Raw genomic sequence first — 16,941 nt, 5'->3', positions numbered from 1 at the left:
TCAGGCTCAGGCCAGACCGTAGGCCTTCGCGGCCTCCTGCACCGCCTCGCGCTTGACCTCACCGCGGCGGGCCANGCCTCAGCCGCAGCGGCGGCCGGGGCGGGGGCAGCGGCGGGGGCGCCACTGCCGTCGTCGATGATGGCCAGCTCGGCGCCGACCTCGACCGTCTCGTCCTCGGCGACCTTGATGGACGCGAGGACACCGGACGCGGGGGCCGGGATCTCGGTGTCGACCTTGTCGGTGGAGACCTCGAGCAGCGGCTCGTCGGCCTCCACGCGCTCACCCTCGGCCTTCAGCCAACGGGTGACGGTGCCTTCGGTCACGCTCTCGCCGAGCGCCGGCAGGGTTACGGAAACCGCCATGGTTTCGGTTGCTCCTTACGAACTTATGTGACTGGGGGTGCGCTCTTGTGAGAACACGCGGGACGCACTGGACACGCTGCGCAAACTGCCGCGACTAGGCGACTAGTCGTGCGCGTGCAGCGGCTTCCCGGCCAGCGCCAGGTGGGCCTCGCCGAGCGCCTCGTTCTGCGTCGGGTGCGCGTGGATGAGCTGCGCGACCTCGGCGGGCAGCGCCTCCCAGTTGTAAATGAGCTGCGCCTCGCCGATCTGCTCACCCATGCGGTCACCGACCATGTGGACACCGACCACAGCGCCGTCCTTGACCTGGACGAGCTTGATCTCGCCCTGGGTCTTCAGGATCTTGCTCTTGCCGTTGCCGCCGAGGTTGAACTTCAGCGCGACGACCCTGTCCGCACCGTAGACCTCCTTGGCCTTGGCCTCGCTGAGGCCGACCGAGGCGACCTCGGGGTGGCAGTACGTCACCTTCGGCACACCGTCGTAGTCGATCGGCACGGTCTTGAGACCGGCCAGCCGCTCCGCTACCAGGATGCCCTCGGCGAAGCCGACGTGCGCGAGCTGGAGGGTCGGGACGAGGTCACCGACGGCCGAGATGGTCGGCACGTTGGTCTGCATGTACTCGTCGACCTGGACGAAGCCGCGGTCCATCGCGACGCCCTGCTCCTCGTAGCCGAGACCGGCCGAGACCGGGCCGCGGCCGATGGCGACCAGGAGGACCTCGGCCTCGAAGGTCTTGCCGTCGGCGAGGGTGACGCGGACGCCGTTCTCGGTGTACTCGGCCTTCTCGAAGAAGGTGCCCAGGTTGAACTTGATCCCGCGCTTGCGGAAGGCGCGCTCCAGGAGCTTCGAGGAGTTCTCGTCCTCGACCGGTACCAGGTGCTTGAGGCCCTCGATCACCGTGACCTCGGCGCCGAAGGACTTCCACGCGGAGGCGAACTCGACGCCGATGACGCCGCCGCCCAGCACGATCGCGGACTGCGGAACGCGGTCCATGACCAGCGCGTGGTCCGAGGAGATGATGCGGTTGCCGTCGATCTCCAGGCCGGGCAGCGAGCGCGGCACGGAGCCGGTGGCGAGGAGGATGTGACGGCCCTGGACGCGCTGGCCGTTCACATCGACGGAGGTGGGCGAGGAGAGTCGGCCCTCACCCTCGATGATGGTCACCTTGCGCGAGGCGAGCAGCCCCGTCAGGCCCTTGAACAGGCCGGTGACCACGTCGTCCTTGTACTTGTGGACGGCCGCCATGTCGATGCCCTCGAAGGTGGCCTTGACGCCGAACTGCTCGCTCTCGCGGGCCTGGTCGGCGACCTCGCCCGCGTGCAGCAGAGCCTTCGTGGGGATGCAGCCGTTGTGCAGGCAGGTGCCGCCCATCTTGCCCTTTTCGATCAGGGCGACGTCCAGACCCAGCTGCGAAGCGCGCAGCGCCGCGGCGTAACCGCCGCTACCGCCGCCGAGGATCACTAGGTCGAAAACGGTGCTGGCGTCGTTCGCCACGTCACGTCCTCCATGCATGTGCGCCGGTCGGCGGCCTTGACGACCGCTCGGCGGCTGGTGTTCGGCCGCTTTGTCCTTCGGCCCTTTGGTGGGGGCCCTGTCCTGCCGAGAACCCATCTTTGCACTTGTCCGCGGGGGACGGGACGTCGGGCCTCTGGATGAGACGGGTGTCCCACTGTCTTCGAGGGTCAGGGCCACCTGTGCCCCTACGAATTTCGTTGAGGGCGAAACCCACCGCGCCGGGCCCCGGACGGGCCCGGCGCGGTGGATGGCACTCAGCCCAGGTCGCCAGCGGCGGTGCGCTCGGCCAGCCGGACCAGGGTGCGGACGGCGGAGCCGGTGCCGCCCTTGGGCGTGTAGCCGAACGGGGCGCCCTCGTGGAAGGCCGGGCCTGCGATGTCCAGGTGCGCCCAGGTGATGCCCTCGCCGATGAACTCCTTGAGGAACAGACCGGCGACCAGGCCGCCGCCCATCCGCTCGCCCATGTTGGCGATGTCGGCGGTCGGCGACTCCATGCCCTTGTTGAGGTGGGCCGGGAGCGGCATCGGCCAGGACGGCTCGCCGACCTCTTCCGCGATCTCGTGGATCGACGTACGGAAGGCGTCGTCGTTGGCCATGATGCCGAAGGTGCGGTTGCCGAGCGCCATCACCATGGCGCCGGTCAGGGTCGCCACGTCGACGATCGCGTCCGGCTTGTCCTCACAGGCCTTGGCCAGCGCGTCGGCCAGCACGAGGCGGCCCTCGGCGTCGGTGTTCAGGACCTCGACGGTCTTGCCGCTGTACATCCGCAGTACGTCGCCGGGGCGGGTCGCGGAGCCGGACGGCATGTTCTCGGCGAGCGCCAGCCAGCCGGTGACGTTCACCTCAAGGCCCAGGCGGGCGATCGCGACGATGGCGGAGAACACGGCGGCGGCACCGCTCATGTCGCACTTCATCGTCTCGTTGTGCCCGGCCGGCTTGAGCGAGATGCCGCCCGAGTCGTACGTGATGCCCTTGCCGACCAGGGCCAGGTGCTTCTTGGCCTTGGCGTGCGTGTACGAGAGCTTCACCAGGCGGGGCGGTGCCTCGGAGCCGATGCCGACGCCCAGGATGCCGCCGAAGCCGCCCTTGATGAGCGCCTTCTCGTCGAGCACCTGCACCTTGATGCCGTGCTCCTTGCCCGCGGCCTGCGCCACCGCGGCGAAGGCCTCGGGGTTGAGGTCGTTCGGCGGGGTGTTGATCAGGTCACGGCAGCGGTTCATCTCCTCGGCGACCGCGGTGGCGCGCTGCAGCGCGGCCTTGTAGGCCTTGTCGCGCGGCTTCCCGCCGAGCAGCACGGCCTCGCCGAGCGGGCCCTTGGCGTCCTTGGCCTTCTTGCCGCCCTTGGCCTTGGTGTCGCCGTTGCCGTTGTCCTTGTAGGCGTCGAAGGAGTACCCGCCCAGGGCCGCGCCCTCGGCGATCGCCTCGACGTCGGCGGCCTCGTCGACGGGCAGCGCGAACGCGGCCTTCTTGGTACCGGTCAGCGCGCGGGCGGCGGTGCCGGCCGCGCGGCGGAGCTCGTCCGTACCGTAGGTCTCGTTCTTCTCGGGGACCGTGCCGAGCCCGACCGCGAGGACGACCGGAGCCTTCAGGCCCGCGGGCGATGGCAGCTTCGTCACCTCGCCCTCGCCGCCCGAGGCGCCGAGGGTCTCCAGGACGGAGGCGAGCTTTCCGTCGAACGCCTTGTCCACGGCCTCGGCGCCCGGTGCGAGCACCGGCCCCTTGGCGCCCTTCGCGACACCGACCACGATCGCGTCGGCGCGCAGGCCGGACGCGGCGGAGGTGCTGTGAGTCAGAGCAGTCACGGTGGTGAGGTCTCTCTTTCGTTGTCTTTGCGGGCTTTTGGGTTGGTGCCCCCAGGTCCCTGGCGAGCCTACGCCCGTCAGCCTGTCGCGAGCACGACGAGGGCGGCCGTTGCCGCGGTTTCGGCGAGCGCGCCGAACACATCGCCGGTGACGCCACCGAAGCGGCGCGTGCAGTGCCGCAGCAGCAGTTCGGCCGCGGCCACCGCGGCAAGCACCGCGAGGGCGTAGCGGATCAGGTCGTACGTCCCGAAGGCGGCGCCCGCGCTCGCGGCGGCCGCCGTGACGGCGGCGAGCACCAGCAGCGCGGCGCGCACCGGGACCGTCCCCGCCACCGCGGCGCCGAGCCCCTCGGGCCTGGCGGCTGGTACGCCGGTACGGGATGCGAGGGTCAGGGCGGTGCGGGCGGCGGTCGCCGAGACGAGGGCCGCCAGGGCGCCGCGTGCCCAGCCGCCGTCGTACGCCTGGGCGAGTACCGCCACTTGGGCGAGCAGCACGAACAGCAGCGTGACGACTCCGAACGGCCCGATGTCGGACCGCTTCATGATCTGCAGGGCGTCCGCCGCGGGCTTGCCGCTGCCGAGGCCGTCCGCGGTGTCGGCGAGGCCGTCCAGGTGCAGGCCGCGGGTCAGCGCCGCGGGCACCGCCGCGCTGCCGACCGCGGCGAGCAGCGGCCCGGTGCCCAGGAGCAGCAGCGCCGTGCCGAGCGCGGCCGCGGCGAGTCCCACCACCAGGCCTGCCACGGGGGCGCACAGCATGCCGGTACGGGCCGCGCCGCGGTCCCAGCGGGTCACCCTGACCGGCAGGACGGTGAGGGTGCCGAAGGCGAAGCGCAGTCCGTCGCCGAGGGGCGCGGCCGTGGCGGGGGAGGGGGGTATCGCGGTCATCCCGCGCAGGCTATCCCGGCACCGGACCCGGTAAATTGCTCATACCGTGCACACGGTGCATATCGGGAGAGCGGCGTATGGGTGACTGGTGGTACCGCAGCATCATCGAGCCGGGGAAGCTGCCGTTGCTGCTCGCCCTGCTGTCCTTCGTCGGCTCCTTCCTGACCACCCGGACCATCACCCGGCTCATCCGGGCGGGCAAGGGGCCGTTCAGGAACATCGCACCCGGCGGCCTGCACATCCACCATGTGGTGCCCGGCATCATCCTGGTCGTCATCGGCGGCTTCGGCGCGGTGGCCAGCGGGCGGCACGGCTTCGCCTCGCTGGTCTCGGCGGTGCTCTTCGGCCTCGGGGCGGGCCTGGTGCTCGACGAGTTCGCGCTGGTCCTGCACCTCGACGACGTCTACTGGAGCGAACAGGGCCGCCAGAGCGTCGAGATCGTCGTCCTCACCGCGGCCCTGGTGGCGCTGGTGCTCGGCGGGTTCCTGCCCTTCGGGGTCAACGAACTGACCGAGCAGGAGCGGCACAACCGCGGACTCGTCGTGATCAACACCGCCACGAACTTCTTCTTCGCCCTGGTCGCCCTCGGCAAGGGCAAGGCGCGGATGGCGCTGATCGGCGTGGTCGTCCCGCTCGTGGCGCTCATCGGCGCGATCCGGCTGGCCCGGCCCGGCTCACCCTGGGCCAGGATGTTCTACGGACGCCGCCCGCGCGCCCGCGCCAAGGCCGGGCTGCGCGCGTACCACCACGACCGCCGCTGGGCGCGTCCACGGCGCAGGCTGGAGGAACTGATCGGCGGCAAGCCCGATCCTGACCCGGCCGCGCTCACTCGCCAGGACTCCCGCTGATACGGGCTGCGGCGGCCGCCGCACGCCGTCGCCGTACGGCCGCGCCCGCCGCGGCCGCCGCCGCGCACAGCGCCAGTACGACCGCGATCGCCGCGATCGCCGCGAGATGCTCCCGCCCCGCGAGGTTGTCCTTGACCAGCACCTCGACGACCATCACCGCGACCACCAACGCCGCTGTGACGTACGCCTGGTAGCGCCAGCAGACGAAGACCGCGAGCCCGACGACGGCGGCCGACGGGCCGGTGTCCACGACCTGGGCGTCCGATGCGGGCAGTCCGAGGGGGTGGTCGGGCCCCAGTTCGATGCCCACGCGCGCGTAGAGCGTGCCGGCCAGGGTGGCGGCGTAGGCGATGGCGAGGGTGCGCCATCGACCGACGCAGATCTCGGCGATGCCGAAGACCAGCAGGATCTGCGCGAGTGCGCCCCACACGGGGAGGTCGAGTGCGGGGACGAAGAGGGAGAGCGGGGTGCGGAGGAGCGCCAGCCACAGGGGGTCTTCGGCGCGTACGGAACCGATGTTCTGGACGAACTGGTAGCCCCAGGGCTGGTTCTGCACGTACTGCGCGAGGGCGGTCAGGCTGACGGCGGCGAGGGTGAGGGGGATGGCCCGCCAGGGCTTGGTGCCGCGGAGTGTGTCGCGGACGGTGCGGTAGAGCGGGCCCCACTCGGCGTTGGCCAGCCGGCCCAGTGTGCGCATGAAGGTGAGCATATGGGGCGTATGGGGTCCCAGGCCGGGCTGGAAATCACCTTTCAGCCCGGCCGGCGTTTGAGGCCACGCCCGAAGGGCGTTCGGGGGCCTGGGGCCGTCACTCAGCCTCGACGGCCGCCTCCGGCGCCGTAGGCGCCACCGGCAGCTCCGCTGCCAGCAAGGCCGCCGCGCGCACCACCGGCAACGCCAGCATCGCGCCCACCCCCTCACCCACCGTCACCCCATGCGACAGCAGCGGATCAAGCGCCAACCGGTCCAGCGCCTTCGCCTGGGCCGGTTCGCCGCTGGACTGCCCGGCCAGCCACCAGTCGGGTGACCGGAAGGCGACCCGCTGCGCCACCAGCGCACAGGCCGCGGAGACCACACCGTCCAGGATCACCGGCGTACGCCGCACCGCGCTCTGCAGCAGAAACCCGGTGATGGCCGCGACATCCGCGCCACCGACCGTACGCAGCAGCTCCAACTGGTCGCCCAGCACCGGCCGCGCCCGCCGCAACCCGTCCCGTACCGCCGCGCACTTGCGCATCCAGGCCAGGTCGTCGATGTGCTGCCCGCCACGCCCGGTCACCACGGACGCGTCGGTGCCGCAGAGCGCCGCGATCAGCGTGGCCGCCACCGTCGTACCGCCGACGCTGAGGTCGCCGAGTACGACGAGGTCGGTGCCGGAGTCCGCCTCCTCGTCCGCGACCGCCATGCCCGCCCGGAACGCCTGCTCCGCCTCGTCCTCGGTGAGCGCGTCCTCGATGTCGATGCGCCCCGAACCACGCCGTACCCGATGGCGTACGACGTCCTTGGGCAGCTCGGCCGGATCGCAGTCGAGGGCCATGTCCACGACCCGCACCGGCACCTCGCTGCCGCGGGCCAGCACCGCGACCGGACTCTCACCCGCGAGCGCGGCCCGCACCAGGTCCCGCGCGCCGCCCGCGGGCCGGGCGGACACGCCGAGCTCGGCGACCCCGTGGTCCCCGGCGAACAGCACGACCCGCGGCTGCGTGATCGGCTTCACCGGCACCGAGGACTGCGCGGCGGCGAGCCACTCGCCCAGTTCGTCCAGGCGGCCGAGCGAACCGGGCGGCACGGCCAGGCGTTCCCTGCGCTCTTCGGCGTCGCGGCGCACCCCGCCGTCGGGGCGCTCGATCAGGTCGGAGAAGTCGTCGAGATTCAGCGAGCTCATTCGCCGAACAGTACCGGGACACATCGAACGCGGTCTCTGAGAGCCCGACAGGGCGGATTCCGGCAGGGCGGGTTCCGGCAGTCAGCCGCGGAGTACCTGGGGCTGCCCCGCCACCACCAGCAGCACCTGCTCGCACTCCATGGCGAACGCCGTGTTCAGCCGCCCCAGTTCATCCCGGAACCGGCGGCCGGACGCGGTCGCGGGGACGACACCCGAGCCGACCTCGTTGGACACCGCGACGACGGTGCGCCGCGTCTGCCGTACCGCCTCGACCAAAGCGTCGACCCGCTGGTGCAGCGCACGGCTGCCGCCCGCGGCCCACTTGGCGTCGTCCCAAGCCTCCACCTGGTCCATCGCGTCGGTCAGCCACAGTGACAGGCAGTCGATCAGCAGCGCGGGCCCGTCCTCGTCCAGCAGCGGCACCAGGTCACAGGTCTCCTCCGTGCGCCAGGCGCCCGGGCGCCGTTCGCGGTGCGCGGTCACCCGGGCGGCCCACTCCGGGTCGTGCTCGCGGCTGCCGCCCGTCGCCACGTACACCACGCCGGGGAACGATTCGAGCCGACGCTCGGCCTCGACGGACTTTCCCGAGCGCGCGCCGCCGAGCACCAACGTGCGGCGCGGTACGTCGGGCACCTCGTGGTACTCGCCGACCACCAGCGTCGTACCGTCCGGCACCGCGCGGGCGCCCGCGGACGCGAGCCTGCGGTGCAGTTCGGGTCCGGTCGGGGCGTCGTGGCCCAGGTGGACGGCGATCAGGTCGGTGGTGGCGGTGACGGCGCCCGCCGCGCGCAGCCGGGCCAGGGCGTCAGGGCGACCGGCGATGTCGGCGACCACCATGTCGTACGGGACGGGGTGGTCGAGTCCCGCGGGCCCGGCACCCGGCGGGAGGTACAGCAGCCGCTGCCCGTCGGGGCCCGTCACCTCGTAGCCGGTGCCCGGCGCGTCCATCGGCAGCGCCCGCACCCGGTGCCCGCTGAGCAGCGCCAACTCCCGTCCGTCGGGGACCCGCCCGGACGCGGGCAGTCCGGCCGGGTGCTCCAGCGCCGGGCCGTAGTGCGGATGCGAGAGCAGCACCTGGCGTACGCCACTGAGCGTGTGGCCCGCGCGGGCGGCGGCGAAGGCGGCGCCGGGGGTGAGGTCGAGCAGCAGTACGCCGTCCACCAGGAGCGCCGTGGCGGCACGCGCGAATTCGCCGCGCGCGCTGGCGCAGGCCGCGCAGGGGCAGTCGGGTCGGGGCAGGCCTTCGGGGGCACCGGTGCCCAGCAGAGTCAGTTCCACGGGGACGATCCTCCCGTGTCCGCGCGGGTCTTGCGCGCCCGGATAGGCTGCTGGCACGAGTCGGATCTTGGTCGGGATCTTGGGAATCTTGGGAGGCTGACATGGTGGCGTGGACGTGGCGGTTCGAGAAGTCCGATGGGACCGAGGTCCAGCCGGCCGTGGAACCGGAGGAGTTCACCACGCAGGGGGACGCGGAGTCCTGGATCGGCGAACACTGGAAGGCGCTCCTGGATGGCGGCGCGGACCAGGTGACCCTCTCCGAGGACGGCACCAAGATCTACGGCCCGATGCCACTGAACGCGGAGTAGCCGTCCGGGCGGCGTCCCGCGGCGTGGGCTGCGTTCTGTTTCGTTGTGGGGCGGGGCGGGGCGGGGGTGTGNACAACGGGCGGGGCGCGAGCCCCCACCGGCCGGTAGTCGCGCTGCCGGCCGGAGGGGACGGGGCGGGGGGTGCGCGCGCAGCGCCGACGGTCCACGCCGGGATCCCTGTGGCATCACCGGATCAGACGTCGGCGTGAGCACGTACCCCCCGACGCGGCCTCGCCCCACAACGAAACAGCGCGCACCCCGCACCACGGCGCGGAGCACGCACCCCGACGCGCGGTCCCACCCCACAACGAACAGCGCGCACGCACCCCGACGCGGCGGCGCACCGTTGGACCAAGCCCGAGGGGACCGGCACCCCGACACGGGGGACCGTGGGGCTACCTCTCGCCTAGCGTGACCTCGGTCGTGTGTTCCGTGTCGTCCCTGGAGTAGGTGACCTTCACCTTGTCGCCCGGCTTCTGCGCGGCCAGCGCCTCGGCCAGGGCAGTGGTCGTGGGGACGTCCGCGTCGCCGACCCCGACGAGGATGTCGCCCGGCTCGATGCCCGCCTCATCCGCCGCGCCGCCGGACTTGGTGTCGACGACGGCCACCCCAGCGGGGCGCAAGTCGTCGCCGACCACCGTGCGGCCCGTGATGTCCAGCGCCGCCCGGCCGGAGTCGGTGACCTTGCCGTCCTTCACGATCTGGTCGGCGATCGTCTTGACCATCGAGGCGGGGATCGCGAACCCGATACCCGGCACCGCACTGCCGCCCAGCTCAGGGTCGGCGGCCGCGAGCGTGGGGATGCCGATCACCTGGCTGTCCAGGTTGACCAGCGCACCACCGCTGTTGCCGGGATTGATCGCGGCCGAGGTCTGCACCATGCCGCCGATGGTCGCCCCGGTCCCGCCGCCCGTACGGCCCTCGCTGACGGTGCGGCCGGTCGCCGAGACGATGCCCTGGGTGACGCTGGAGGAAAGCCCGAGCGGAGACCCCATCGCCAGCACCAGCTGGCCGACCTCGACCTTCGCCGAGTCGGCGAACTTCGCGGCCTTCAGCCCGTCCGGCACCTTGGTGAGCTTGATGACGGCGAGATCCTGCTCCGGGTAGCTGAAGACCAGCTTCGCCGCGTGCGCCTCCTCGCCGGTCGGCGAGGTGACCCTGAAGGTCTTCTCCTTGCCCACGACATGGGCGTTGGTGACGATATGGCCCCGGTCGTCGTACACGACCCCGGAGCCCAGACTGTCGGCGGCGTCGATCTGGACGACCGACGGCAGGACGTCCTTGATCACTTTCTGGTAGTCCTGCTGGAGGTCGTCGGCGTCGGCCTTCGCGGGCGCCGCGGCCTGATGCGCAGCGGGCTGCGACGAACCGGACTGCGAGGAGCCTGAGCACCCCCCGAGCAGCGCGGCGGCACAGACGGCGGAGGTCAGCGGAAGGAGCAGCCGGGCGCTGCGGGTACGAGAGCGGTCCATGCCCGGAGTATCACCGCGGGTGCGGAGGGTCGGCCTCCGGTGAGGGGCCGATCAGGGGCGATCCGGCGCCGCCGACGGATCAGGCCGTCGCGCCACGCACCCCGCACAGGTGCAGCAGCGCCGCCACCCGCCGGTACGGTTCCGTGCTTCCCGCCCGCTCCTCCGCGTCGAGCAGCGCCACGAGCGCGCCGTCGGGCGGCAGTTCCGCGCTGTTGGACGCCGTGTCCGTGAACACCCGCACCCCGTACCAGGCCCGCAGCGGGGCCCCGATGCCGTCGAGTGTCGTGGTCAGTGTGGCGAGGTGGTCGGCGCGCACCTGGAGGCCGAGGCGGTTGGTGTACACGTCCGTGTCGAAGGCGGCCCGCGCCGTGTCCCAGTCGCCGGTGAGTCCTGGCCGCATGGCCAGCGCGTCGGCGTTCCGTACCACCAGGGACAGCAGGCCGCCGGGTGCGAGCACCCGGGCCAGGCCCGCGAGCATGGCGTCGGGCTCGTCGACGTACATCAGCACGCCGTGGCACAGGACGATGTCGAAGGAGCCGGGGGTGAAGTGGACGCCCGTCTCCCGGCCGTCGCCCTCGATCAGCCGTACCCGTTTGACGATGCCTTCGGGCTCGGTGGCCAGTGCCTCGCGGGCCGCGGCCAGCATGACGGGGTCGGACTCGACCCCGGTCACCTGATGCCCGGCACGGGCGAGGCGCAGGGCTTGGGTGCCCTGCCCGGCGCCCACGTCGAGCACCCGCAGCCGCTGCCCGACCGGGAAGCGCGCGGCGATCTGCTCGTCCAGCTGCCGGGCGACCAGCTCCTGGCGTACGACGTTGCGCAGTCCGCCCAGACCCTTCAGCCAGTCCGCCGCGCCCCCGGTGAAACCGGTCGTCGTGCTCAGGGCCGCTCTCCGCGCTTGACCTGGGGCTTCGGGAGCCGCAGTCGGCGCATCTGGAGCGTACGCATCAGCGCGTAGGCCACCGCGCCGCGCTTGGGCTCGTCCGGGAAGCGCTCCCGCAGCTGCTTCTTCAGCCGGATCGCGATGCCGATCGAGTCGACGACGATCATGACGATCACGAACAGCCAGAGGAGGAGCGAGATGTTCTGCAGACCGGGGTTCTGCAGCACGCTCAGCACCAGGATGATCACCGCGAGCGGCAGGAAGTACTCGGCGATGCAGAACCGCGAGTCGACGTAGTCACGTGCGAACCTGCGCACCTTGCCCTTGTCGCGCCTCGGCAGATAGCGCTCGTCGCCGCTGGCCAGCGCCTCACGCTGCTTGGCCATGTCCGCACGGCGGGCGTCGCGCTGCCGCTTCGCCGCGTCCTTGCGGGTCATGGGCGTGTTGGCCACGCTGCGGCGCTGCGACTGGGCCTCACTGCGCTTGGGGGTGGGGCGACCCTTCGGTGCTTCTGGGTCGCGGGGCTGCTTGGAGAGGTCCGGCACCTTCTCGGTGGGGGACTTCCCGGAATTGGCACGGCTACGGAACACAAAACCCAAGGGTACGGGGTGCGGCGCATGGAGCACACGCCGGTGGGGAACGATCTGGCAACGGCAGTCGTCTGAACCGTTACGTACAGCGATCCGTATGAGGGCTTTGCCGCAGGTTTCCCAGCTTCCTCCAGGGGAGCACCTACTCCCTACGCCGGAGTGGTCAGGACAGAGTCGTCCTTGGGGATGAGCGCATCGGCGCTCGAACAGTGCGGTAATGGTGTCAGGACCCGTAGGCTGGGTCTATTGCAGTGCTGGAGCTCTGGAGTCCGTCAGAAGGGGGCGCGCGAAGCCCATGAGCGGTGTCATGAAGCGTATGGGGATGATCTTCCGCGCGAAGGCGAACAAGGCCCTTGACCGGGCCGAGGACCCGCGCGAAACCCTCGATTACTCGTACCAGAAGCAGCTGGAACTGCTGCAGAAGGTGCGCCGCGGCGTCGCCGATGTGGCGACCTCCCGCAAGCGTCTCGAGCTGCAGCTGAACCAGCTCCAGGGCCAGTCCTCCAAGCTTGAGGACCAGGGCCGCAAGGCGCTCGCACTGGGCCGTGAGGACCTGGCGCGCGAGGCGCTGTCCCGGCGTGCCGCGCTTCAGCAGCAGGTCACGGATCTGGAGACGCAGCACCAGACACTGCAGGGCGAGGAGGAGAAGCTCACCCTCGCGGCGCAGCGTCTGCAAGCAAAGGTTGACGCCTTCCGCACCCGGAAGGAGACCATCAAGGCCACCTACACCGCCGCCCAGGCGCAGACCCGGATCGGCGAGGCCTTCTCCGGCATCTCCGAGGAGATGGGCGATGTCGGGCAGGCGATCCAGCGCGCGGAGGACAAGACCGCGCAGCTGCAGGCACGCTCCGGCGCGATCGACGAACTGCTCGCCTCCGGTGCCCTGGACGACCAGTCGGGGATGCACAAGGACGACATCGCCGCCGAGCTGGACCGTCTCTCCGGTGGTACGGATGTAGAGCTGGAACTGCAGCGGATGAAGGCCGAGCTGTCCGGTGGCTCCGCCGGTTCGCAGCAGGCCATCGAGGGTGGGAACGGTGCCGAGCAGGGTCAGCAGACCCCGCAGGACACCCCCCGCTTCGACAAGCAGTAGGCAGTCTCCGGCTCGACCTCGAGGAGAGAGTGACGTGATCGTACGGATCATGGGGGAGGGGCAGGTGAGGGTGGCCGACAGCCACTTCGCCGAACTGAACAAGCTGGACGACGAGCTGCTCGCCGAGATGGAGAACGGCGACGGACCCGGTTTCCGGCACACCCTGCACGCGCTCCTGGAGAAGGTCCGCGAGCTGGGCACCCCCCTCCCGGATGACTCCCTGGAGCCGTCCGAACTGATTCTGCCGCCGGTGGACGCGACCCTCGAACAGGTCCGCGACATGCTCAGCGACGATGGACTCATCCCTGGCTGACGGAGTGAGCGCCCCCGCCCCCGCCGCGTACGGCAAGGGGGCGGGGGCGCCCTCTCGCCGCCTCCTGTGATGCTGGTGACGACCTTCGCGCGGGCCCGCCGCTGGCTGACCGCCCATCCCCTCGCCCTGGACTCGGGGCTCGCGCTCGGCGTGTTGGCCGCCATGCTGACCGGCTCCTTCGTGGAACCGCACGGGCCGTACGGACCCACCTTCGGGCGGGCGCCAGGGGCGCTCAGTGTCGCCTTGATGGTGCTGGTCTCCGTGGCGCTGGTCTTCCGACGGCGCAACCCGATGACGGTCCTGGCCGCCACGGGCGCCCTCTCCCTCGTCGAACTGATCACCGGTGAGCCGCGTGCGCCCGTGGCGATGAGCGCGGTCATCGCGCTCTACACCGTCGCCTCGCGTACCGACCGGCCCACCACCTGGCGGGTCGGCCTGCTCTCCATGACCGTCCTCACCGCCGCCGCCATGCTCTCCGGGCCGCTGCCCTGGTACGCCCAGGAGAACCTGGGCATCTTCGCCTGGACCGGGATGGCCGCGGCCGCGGGCGACGCCGTACGCAGCCGCCGCGCCTTCGTCGGCGCCATCCAGGAACGCGCCGAACGCGCCGAACGGACCCGCGAGGAGGAGGCCCGGCGCCGGGTCGCCGAGGAGCGGCTGCGGATCGCCCGCGAACTGCACGACGTGGTGGCGCACCACATCGCCCTGGTCAATGTGCAGGCGGGCGTCGCCTCACATGTCATGGACAAGCGCCCCGACCAGGCCAAGGAGGCGCTCGCCCATGTACGCGAGGCCAGCCGCTCGGCGCTCGGCGAGCTGCGCGCCACGGTCGGCCTGCTGCGCCAGAGCGGCGACCCGGAGGCGCCCACCGAGCCCGCCCCCGGCCTCGCCCGGCTCGGCGAACTCGTCGACACCTTCCGTAACGCCGGGCTCCGGGTGGAGGTCGTACGCGCCGATGACGGAGCGCCGCTGCCGGCCTCCGTGGACCTGGCCGCCTACCGCGTCATCCAGGAGGCACTGACCAATGTCCACAAGCACGCGGGTGCCGAAGCCAAGGCCGAGGTGAGCGTCATCAGGGTGGGAAAGCTGATCGAGATCACCGTCCTGGACGACGGCCCCGGAGACGAGGACAGCCCGGACGGCGGCGGCCATGGCCTGCTCGGCATGCGTGAGCGCGTCCAGGCGCTGGGCGGCAGCTGCACGGCGGGCCCCCGCTACAGCGGCGGGTACCGGGTCCACGCGACGCTGCCCCTGCGGGCCCCAAGAGCCTGACTTTGAACCCCCGCCTGCGCCCCGACGCCCGGCACGCACTCTCGGCGCACGGCGCCACAGGACAGGTGGCTCCTTCTCCAAGCTCTCGGCTTCGCTCGAGCAGGGGAGACCCCATTCATGACCTGTACCGCCGCACGCCGAGGCCACGCACCGCCGGGACATCAGCCGCTGCGCGGCGGGCGCTGCGCCCGCGCTCCGCNCACAGGACAGGTGGCTCCTTCTCCAAGCTCTCGGCTTCGCTCGAGCAGGGGAGACCCCATTCATGACCTGTACCGCCGCACGCCGAGGCCACGCACCGCCGGGACATCAGCCGCTGCGCGGCGGGCGCTGCGCCCGCGCTCCGCGCGGACGACGGGGGTCCAAAGACAGGCTCTAGCAGGAGAGAGAACATGACGATCCGGGTACTGCTCGCCGACGACCAGGCGCTGCTGCGCAGCGCGTTCAAGGTGCTGGTCGCCTCCGAGCCCGACATGGACGTCGTCGGCGAGGCGTCGGACGGCGCCGAGGCGGTCCGCCTGGCGAAGTCCGAGCGCGCCGACGTGGTCCTGATGGACATCCGGATGCCGGGCACCGACGGCCTCGCCGCCACCCGCATGATCAGCGACGATCCGGAGCTGCGCGAGGTCCGTGTGGTCATGCTGACCACCTTCGAGGTCGACGAGTACGTGGTGCAGTCGCTGCGCGCCGGGGCCTCCGGGTTCCTCGGCAAGGGCTCCGAGCCCCAGGAGCTGCTGAGCGCCATCCGGGTCGCAGCGGCGGGCGACGCGCTGCTCTCGCCGGCGGCGACCCGCGGCCTGATCGCGAAGTTCCTCGCCCAGGGCGACGGCGACGACGAGGGCGGCGGGCGGCACAGCGAGCGGCTCGCGGCGCTCACCGTACGGGAGCGCGAGGTCCTGGTGCAGGTCGCCGGCGGTCACTCCAACGACGAGATCGCCGAGCGGCTGACCGTCAGCCCGCTCACCGTGAAGACCCATGTGAACCGCGCGATGGGGAAACTCGGCGCACGTGACCGGGCCGGTCTGGTGGTCATCGCGTACGAGTCGGGGCTGGTGCGGCCGCGGGTGGACTGACCCCGGACGCACAGCCGCCCTGGGACCGGCCGGTCCCAGGGCGGTGACAGTCGTCGCCGCGGGGCTACGGGAGCGCCAGCATCCGCTCCAGCGCCAGCTTCGCGAAGCTCTCGGTCTCGGCGTCGACCTGGATCTGGTTGACCAGGTTCCCCTCGGCCAGCGACTCCAGGGCCCACACCAGGTGCGGCAGGTCGATGCGGTTCATCGTCGAGCAGAAGCAGACCGTCTTGTCGAGGAAGGAGATCTCCTTGCCCTCGGCGGCGAAGCGGTTGGCGAGCCGCCGCACCAGGTTGAGCTCGGTGCCGATGGCCCACTTGGAACCGGCCGGGGCCGCTTCCAGGGTCTTGATGATGTACTCCGTGGAGCCCACGTAGTCCGCGGCCGCCACGACCTCGTGCTTGCACTCGGGGTGCACCAGCACGTTCACACCGTCAATCCGCTCACGTACCTCGTTGACCGAGTCGAGCGAGAAGCGGCCGTGCACCGAGCAGTGGCCGCGCCACAGGATCATCTTGGCGTTCCGCAGCTGCTCGGCGGTCAGCCCGCCGTTCGGCTTGTGCGGGTTGTAGAGCACGCAGTCGTCCAGGGACATCCCCATGTCCCGTACGGCGGTGTTCCGGCCGAGGTGCTGGTCCGGCAGGAAGAGGACCTTCTCGCCCTGCTCGAAGGCCCAGTCCAGGGCGCGCTTGGCGTTCGACGAGGTGCAGATGGTGCCGCCGTGCTTGCCGGTGAAGGCCTTGATGTCGGCGGAGGAGTTCATATACGAGACGGGCACCACCTGCTCGGCTATGCCCGCGTCGGTCAGTACGTCCCAACACTCCGCGACCTGCTCGGCGGTGGCCATGTCGGCCATCGAGCAGCCGGCCGCGAGGTCCGGCAGAACGACCTTCTGGTCGCCCGTGGTCAGGATGTCCGCGGACTCGGCCATGAAGTGCACACCGCAGAAGACGATGTACTCGGCCTGCGGCCTGGCAGCCGCGTCCTTGGCCAGCTTGAAGGAGTCACCGGTCACGTCCGCGAACTGGATGACCTCGTCGCGCTGGTAGTGGTGGCCGAGCACGAAGACCTTGTCGCCGAGCTTCTCCTTGGCCGCACGGGCGCGGGCCACGAGGTCCGGGTCGGAGGGCGACGGCAGGTCGCCGGGGCACTCCACGCCGCGCTCGCTCCTGGGGTCGGCCTCGCGGCCGAGCAGCAGCAGGGCGAGAGGCGTCGGCTGGACGCCAAGATCCACGGGGGATTGGGCGGTGGTCACGACACGCACCCTTTCTGTTCTACGGAGAAACTGCGGAGGTACTGCTGAGGCACTGCCGACGAGCCTTCTCGTCGAAATGACGCTATCTATCATAACTGCTTCACGTCAGATTGACGATG

General features: G+C 71.3%; 16 protein-coding genes and 1 pseudogene. 6 read left to right on the top strand and 11 right to left on the bottom strand.

The window, feature by feature from the left end; all coding sequences use genetic code 11:
• Positions 1 to 8: 8 nt before the first annotated feature.
• From U9R90_RS25945 to U9R90_RS25930, 4 genes and pseudogenes are all read right to left on the bottom strand, one after another.
• Positions 9 to 362, bottom strand: a pseudogene (locus U9R90_RS25945) (biotin/lipoyl-containing protein); the annotation flags it as partial.
• 102 nt (positions 363 to 464) lie between these two features.
• Positions 465 to 1,853: a dihydrolipoyl dehydrogenase gene (gene lpdA / locus U9R90_RS25940; RefSeq protein WP_411059087.1), complete on the bottom strand. Its 1,389-nt coding sequence runs from the start codon at positions 1,851 to 1,853 to the stop codon at positions 465 to 467.
• A 275-nt stretch (positions 1,854 to 2,128) separates the two neighbouring features.
• Positions 2,129 to 3,676 carry a leucyl aminopeptidase gene (locus tag U9R90_RS25935; protein ID WP_411059086.1) on the bottom strand — a complete coding sequence of 516 codons (1,548 nt, stop codon included), beginning with the start codon at positions 3,674 to 3,676 and terminating at the stop codon, positions 2,129 to 2,131.
• Between the two features lie 77 nt (positions 3,677 to 3,753).
• Positions 3,754 to 4,560, bottom strand: a complete 807-nt coding sequence (locus U9R90_RS25930) for an adenosylcobinamide-GDP ribazoletransferase (RefSeq protein ID WP_411059085.1) — start codon at positions 4,558 to 4,560, stop codon at positions 3,754 to 3,756.
• 77 nt (positions 4,561 to 4,637) lie between these two features.
• Between U9R90_RS25930 and U9R90_RS25925 the strand changes: the two genes are divergently transcribed.
• Positions 4,638 to 5,408 carry a hypothetical protein gene (locus tag U9R90_RS25925; protein ID WP_411059084.1) on the top strand — a complete coding sequence of 257 codons (771 nt, stop codon included), beginning with the start codon at positions 4,638 to 4,640 and terminating at the stop codon, positions 5,406 to 5,408.
• Here U9R90_RS25925 and U9R90_RS25920 read toward each other — a convergent pair.
• The 3 genes from U9R90_RS25920 to U9R90_RS25910 all read right to left on the bottom strand — a co-directional run bounded on the left by U9R90_RS25920 (position 5,386) and on the right by U9R90_RS25910 (position 8,569).
• On the bottom strand, positions 5,386 to 6,105 hold the full coding sequence (locus tag U9R90_RS25920; RefSeq protein ID WP_411059083.1) for a hypothetical protein: 720 nt from the start codon (positions 6,103 to 6,105) through the stop codon (positions 5,386 to 5,388). The genes U9R90_RS25925 and U9R90_RS25920 overlap by 23 nt on opposite strands.
• 109 nt (positions 6,106 to 6,214) lie before the next feature.
• Positions 6,215 to 7,291, bottom strand: a complete 1,077-nt coding sequence (gene cobT / locus U9R90_RS25915) for a nicotinate-nucleotide--dimethylbenzimidazole phosphoribosyltransferase (protein WP_411059082.1) — start codon at positions 7,289 to 7,291, stop codon at positions 6,215 to 6,217.
• Positions 7,292 to 7,372: 81 nt separating this feature from the next.
• On the bottom strand, positions 7,373 to 8,569 hold the full coding sequence (locus U9R90_RS25910; RefSeq protein ID WP_411059081.1) for a bifunctional adenosylcobinamide kinase/adenosylcobinamide-phosphate guanylyltransferase: 1,197 nt from the start codon (positions 8,567 to 8,569) through the stop codon (positions 7,373 to 7,375).
• A 101-nt stretch (positions 8,570 to 8,670) separates the two neighbouring features.
• Between U9R90_RS25910 and U9R90_RS25905 the strand changes: the two genes are divergently transcribed.
• Entirely contained in the window at positions 8,671 to 8,877 is a 207-nt protein-coding gene (locus U9R90_RS25905; protein ID WP_411059080.1) for a hypothetical protein, read from the top strand.
• A gap of 395 nt (positions 8,878 to 9,272) precedes the next feature.
• Here U9R90_RS25905 and U9R90_RS25900 read toward each other — a convergent pair whose 3' ends face one another.
• The 3 genes from U9R90_RS25900 to U9R90_RS25890 form a co-directional block, all read right to left on the bottom strand.
• On the bottom strand, positions 9,273 to 10,349 hold the full coding sequence (locus tag U9R90_RS25900; protein WP_411059079.1) for a S1C family serine protease: 1,077 nt from the start codon (positions 10,347 to 10,349) through the stop codon (positions 9,273 to 9,275).
• A gap of 79 nt (positions 10,350 to 10,428) precedes the next feature.
• Positions 10,429 to 11,181, bottom strand: a complete 753-nt coding sequence (locus tag U9R90_RS25895; RefSeq protein ID WP_411059803.1) for a class I SAM-dependent methyltransferase — start codon at positions 11,179 to 11,181, stop codon at positions 10,429 to 10,431.
• A gap of 47 nt (positions 11,182 to 11,228) precedes the next feature.
• Positions 11,229 to 11,822 carry a DUF3043 domain-containing protein gene (locus U9R90_RS25890; protein WP_411059078.1) on the bottom strand — a complete coding sequence of 198 codons (594 nt, stop codon included), beginning with the start codon at positions 11,820 to 11,822 and terminating at the stop codon, positions 11,229 to 11,231.
• 295 nt (positions 11,823 to 12,117) lie between these two features.
• On the opposite strand from U9R90_RS25890, the gene U9R90_RS25885 reads away from it, so the two are divergent.
• From U9R90_RS25885 to U9R90_RS25870, 4 genes are all read left to right on the top strand, one after another.
• Positions 12,118 to 12,915, top strand: coding sequence for a PspA/IM30 family protein (locus tag U9R90_RS25885; protein ID WP_411059077.1), 798 nt, complete (start codon positions 12,118 to 12,120; stop codon positions 12,913 to 12,915).
• A gap of 34 nt (positions 12,916 to 12,949) precedes the next feature.
• Entirely contained in the window at positions 12,950 to 13,228 is a 279-nt protein-coding gene (gene pspAA / locus U9R90_RS25880) for a PspA-associated protein PspAA (protein ID WP_411059076.1), read from the top strand.
• 69 nt (positions 13,229 to 13,297) lie between these two features.
• Positions 13,298 to 14,500 carry a sensor histidine kinase gene (locus U9R90_RS25875; RefSeq protein WP_411059075.1) on the top strand — a complete coding sequence of 401 codons (1,203 nt, stop codon included), beginning with the start codon at positions 13,298 to 13,300 and terminating at the stop codon, positions 14,498 to 14,500.
• A 389-nt stretch (positions 14,501 to 14,889) separates the two neighbouring features.
• On the top strand, positions 14,890 to 15,570 hold the full coding sequence (locus U9R90_RS25870) for a response regulator (protein WP_411059074.1): 681 nt from the start codon (positions 14,890 to 14,892) through the stop codon (positions 15,568 to 15,570).
• A 64-nt stretch (positions 15,571 to 15,634) separates the two neighbouring features.
• Here U9R90_RS25870 and nadA read toward each other — a convergent pair whose 3' ends face one another.
• Positions 15,635 to 16,831 carry a quinolinate synthase NadA gene (nadA, locus tag U9R90_RS25865; RefSeq protein ID WP_411059073.1) on the bottom strand — a complete coding sequence of 399 codons (1,197 nt, stop codon included), beginning with the start codon at positions 16,829 to 16,831 and terminating at the stop codon, positions 15,635 to 15,637.
• Positions 16,832 to 16,941: the final 110 nt, after the last annotated feature.

Origin of the sequence: Streptomyces sp. E11-3 (assembly GCF_046540415.1) — a bacterium.
GTDB lineage: Bacteria > Actinomycetota > Actinomycetes > Streptomycetales > Streptomycetaceae > Streptomyces.
The sequence above is the reverse complement of the archived record's forward strand: the minus strand, read 5'-3'. Positions and strand labels throughout refer to the sequence as shown.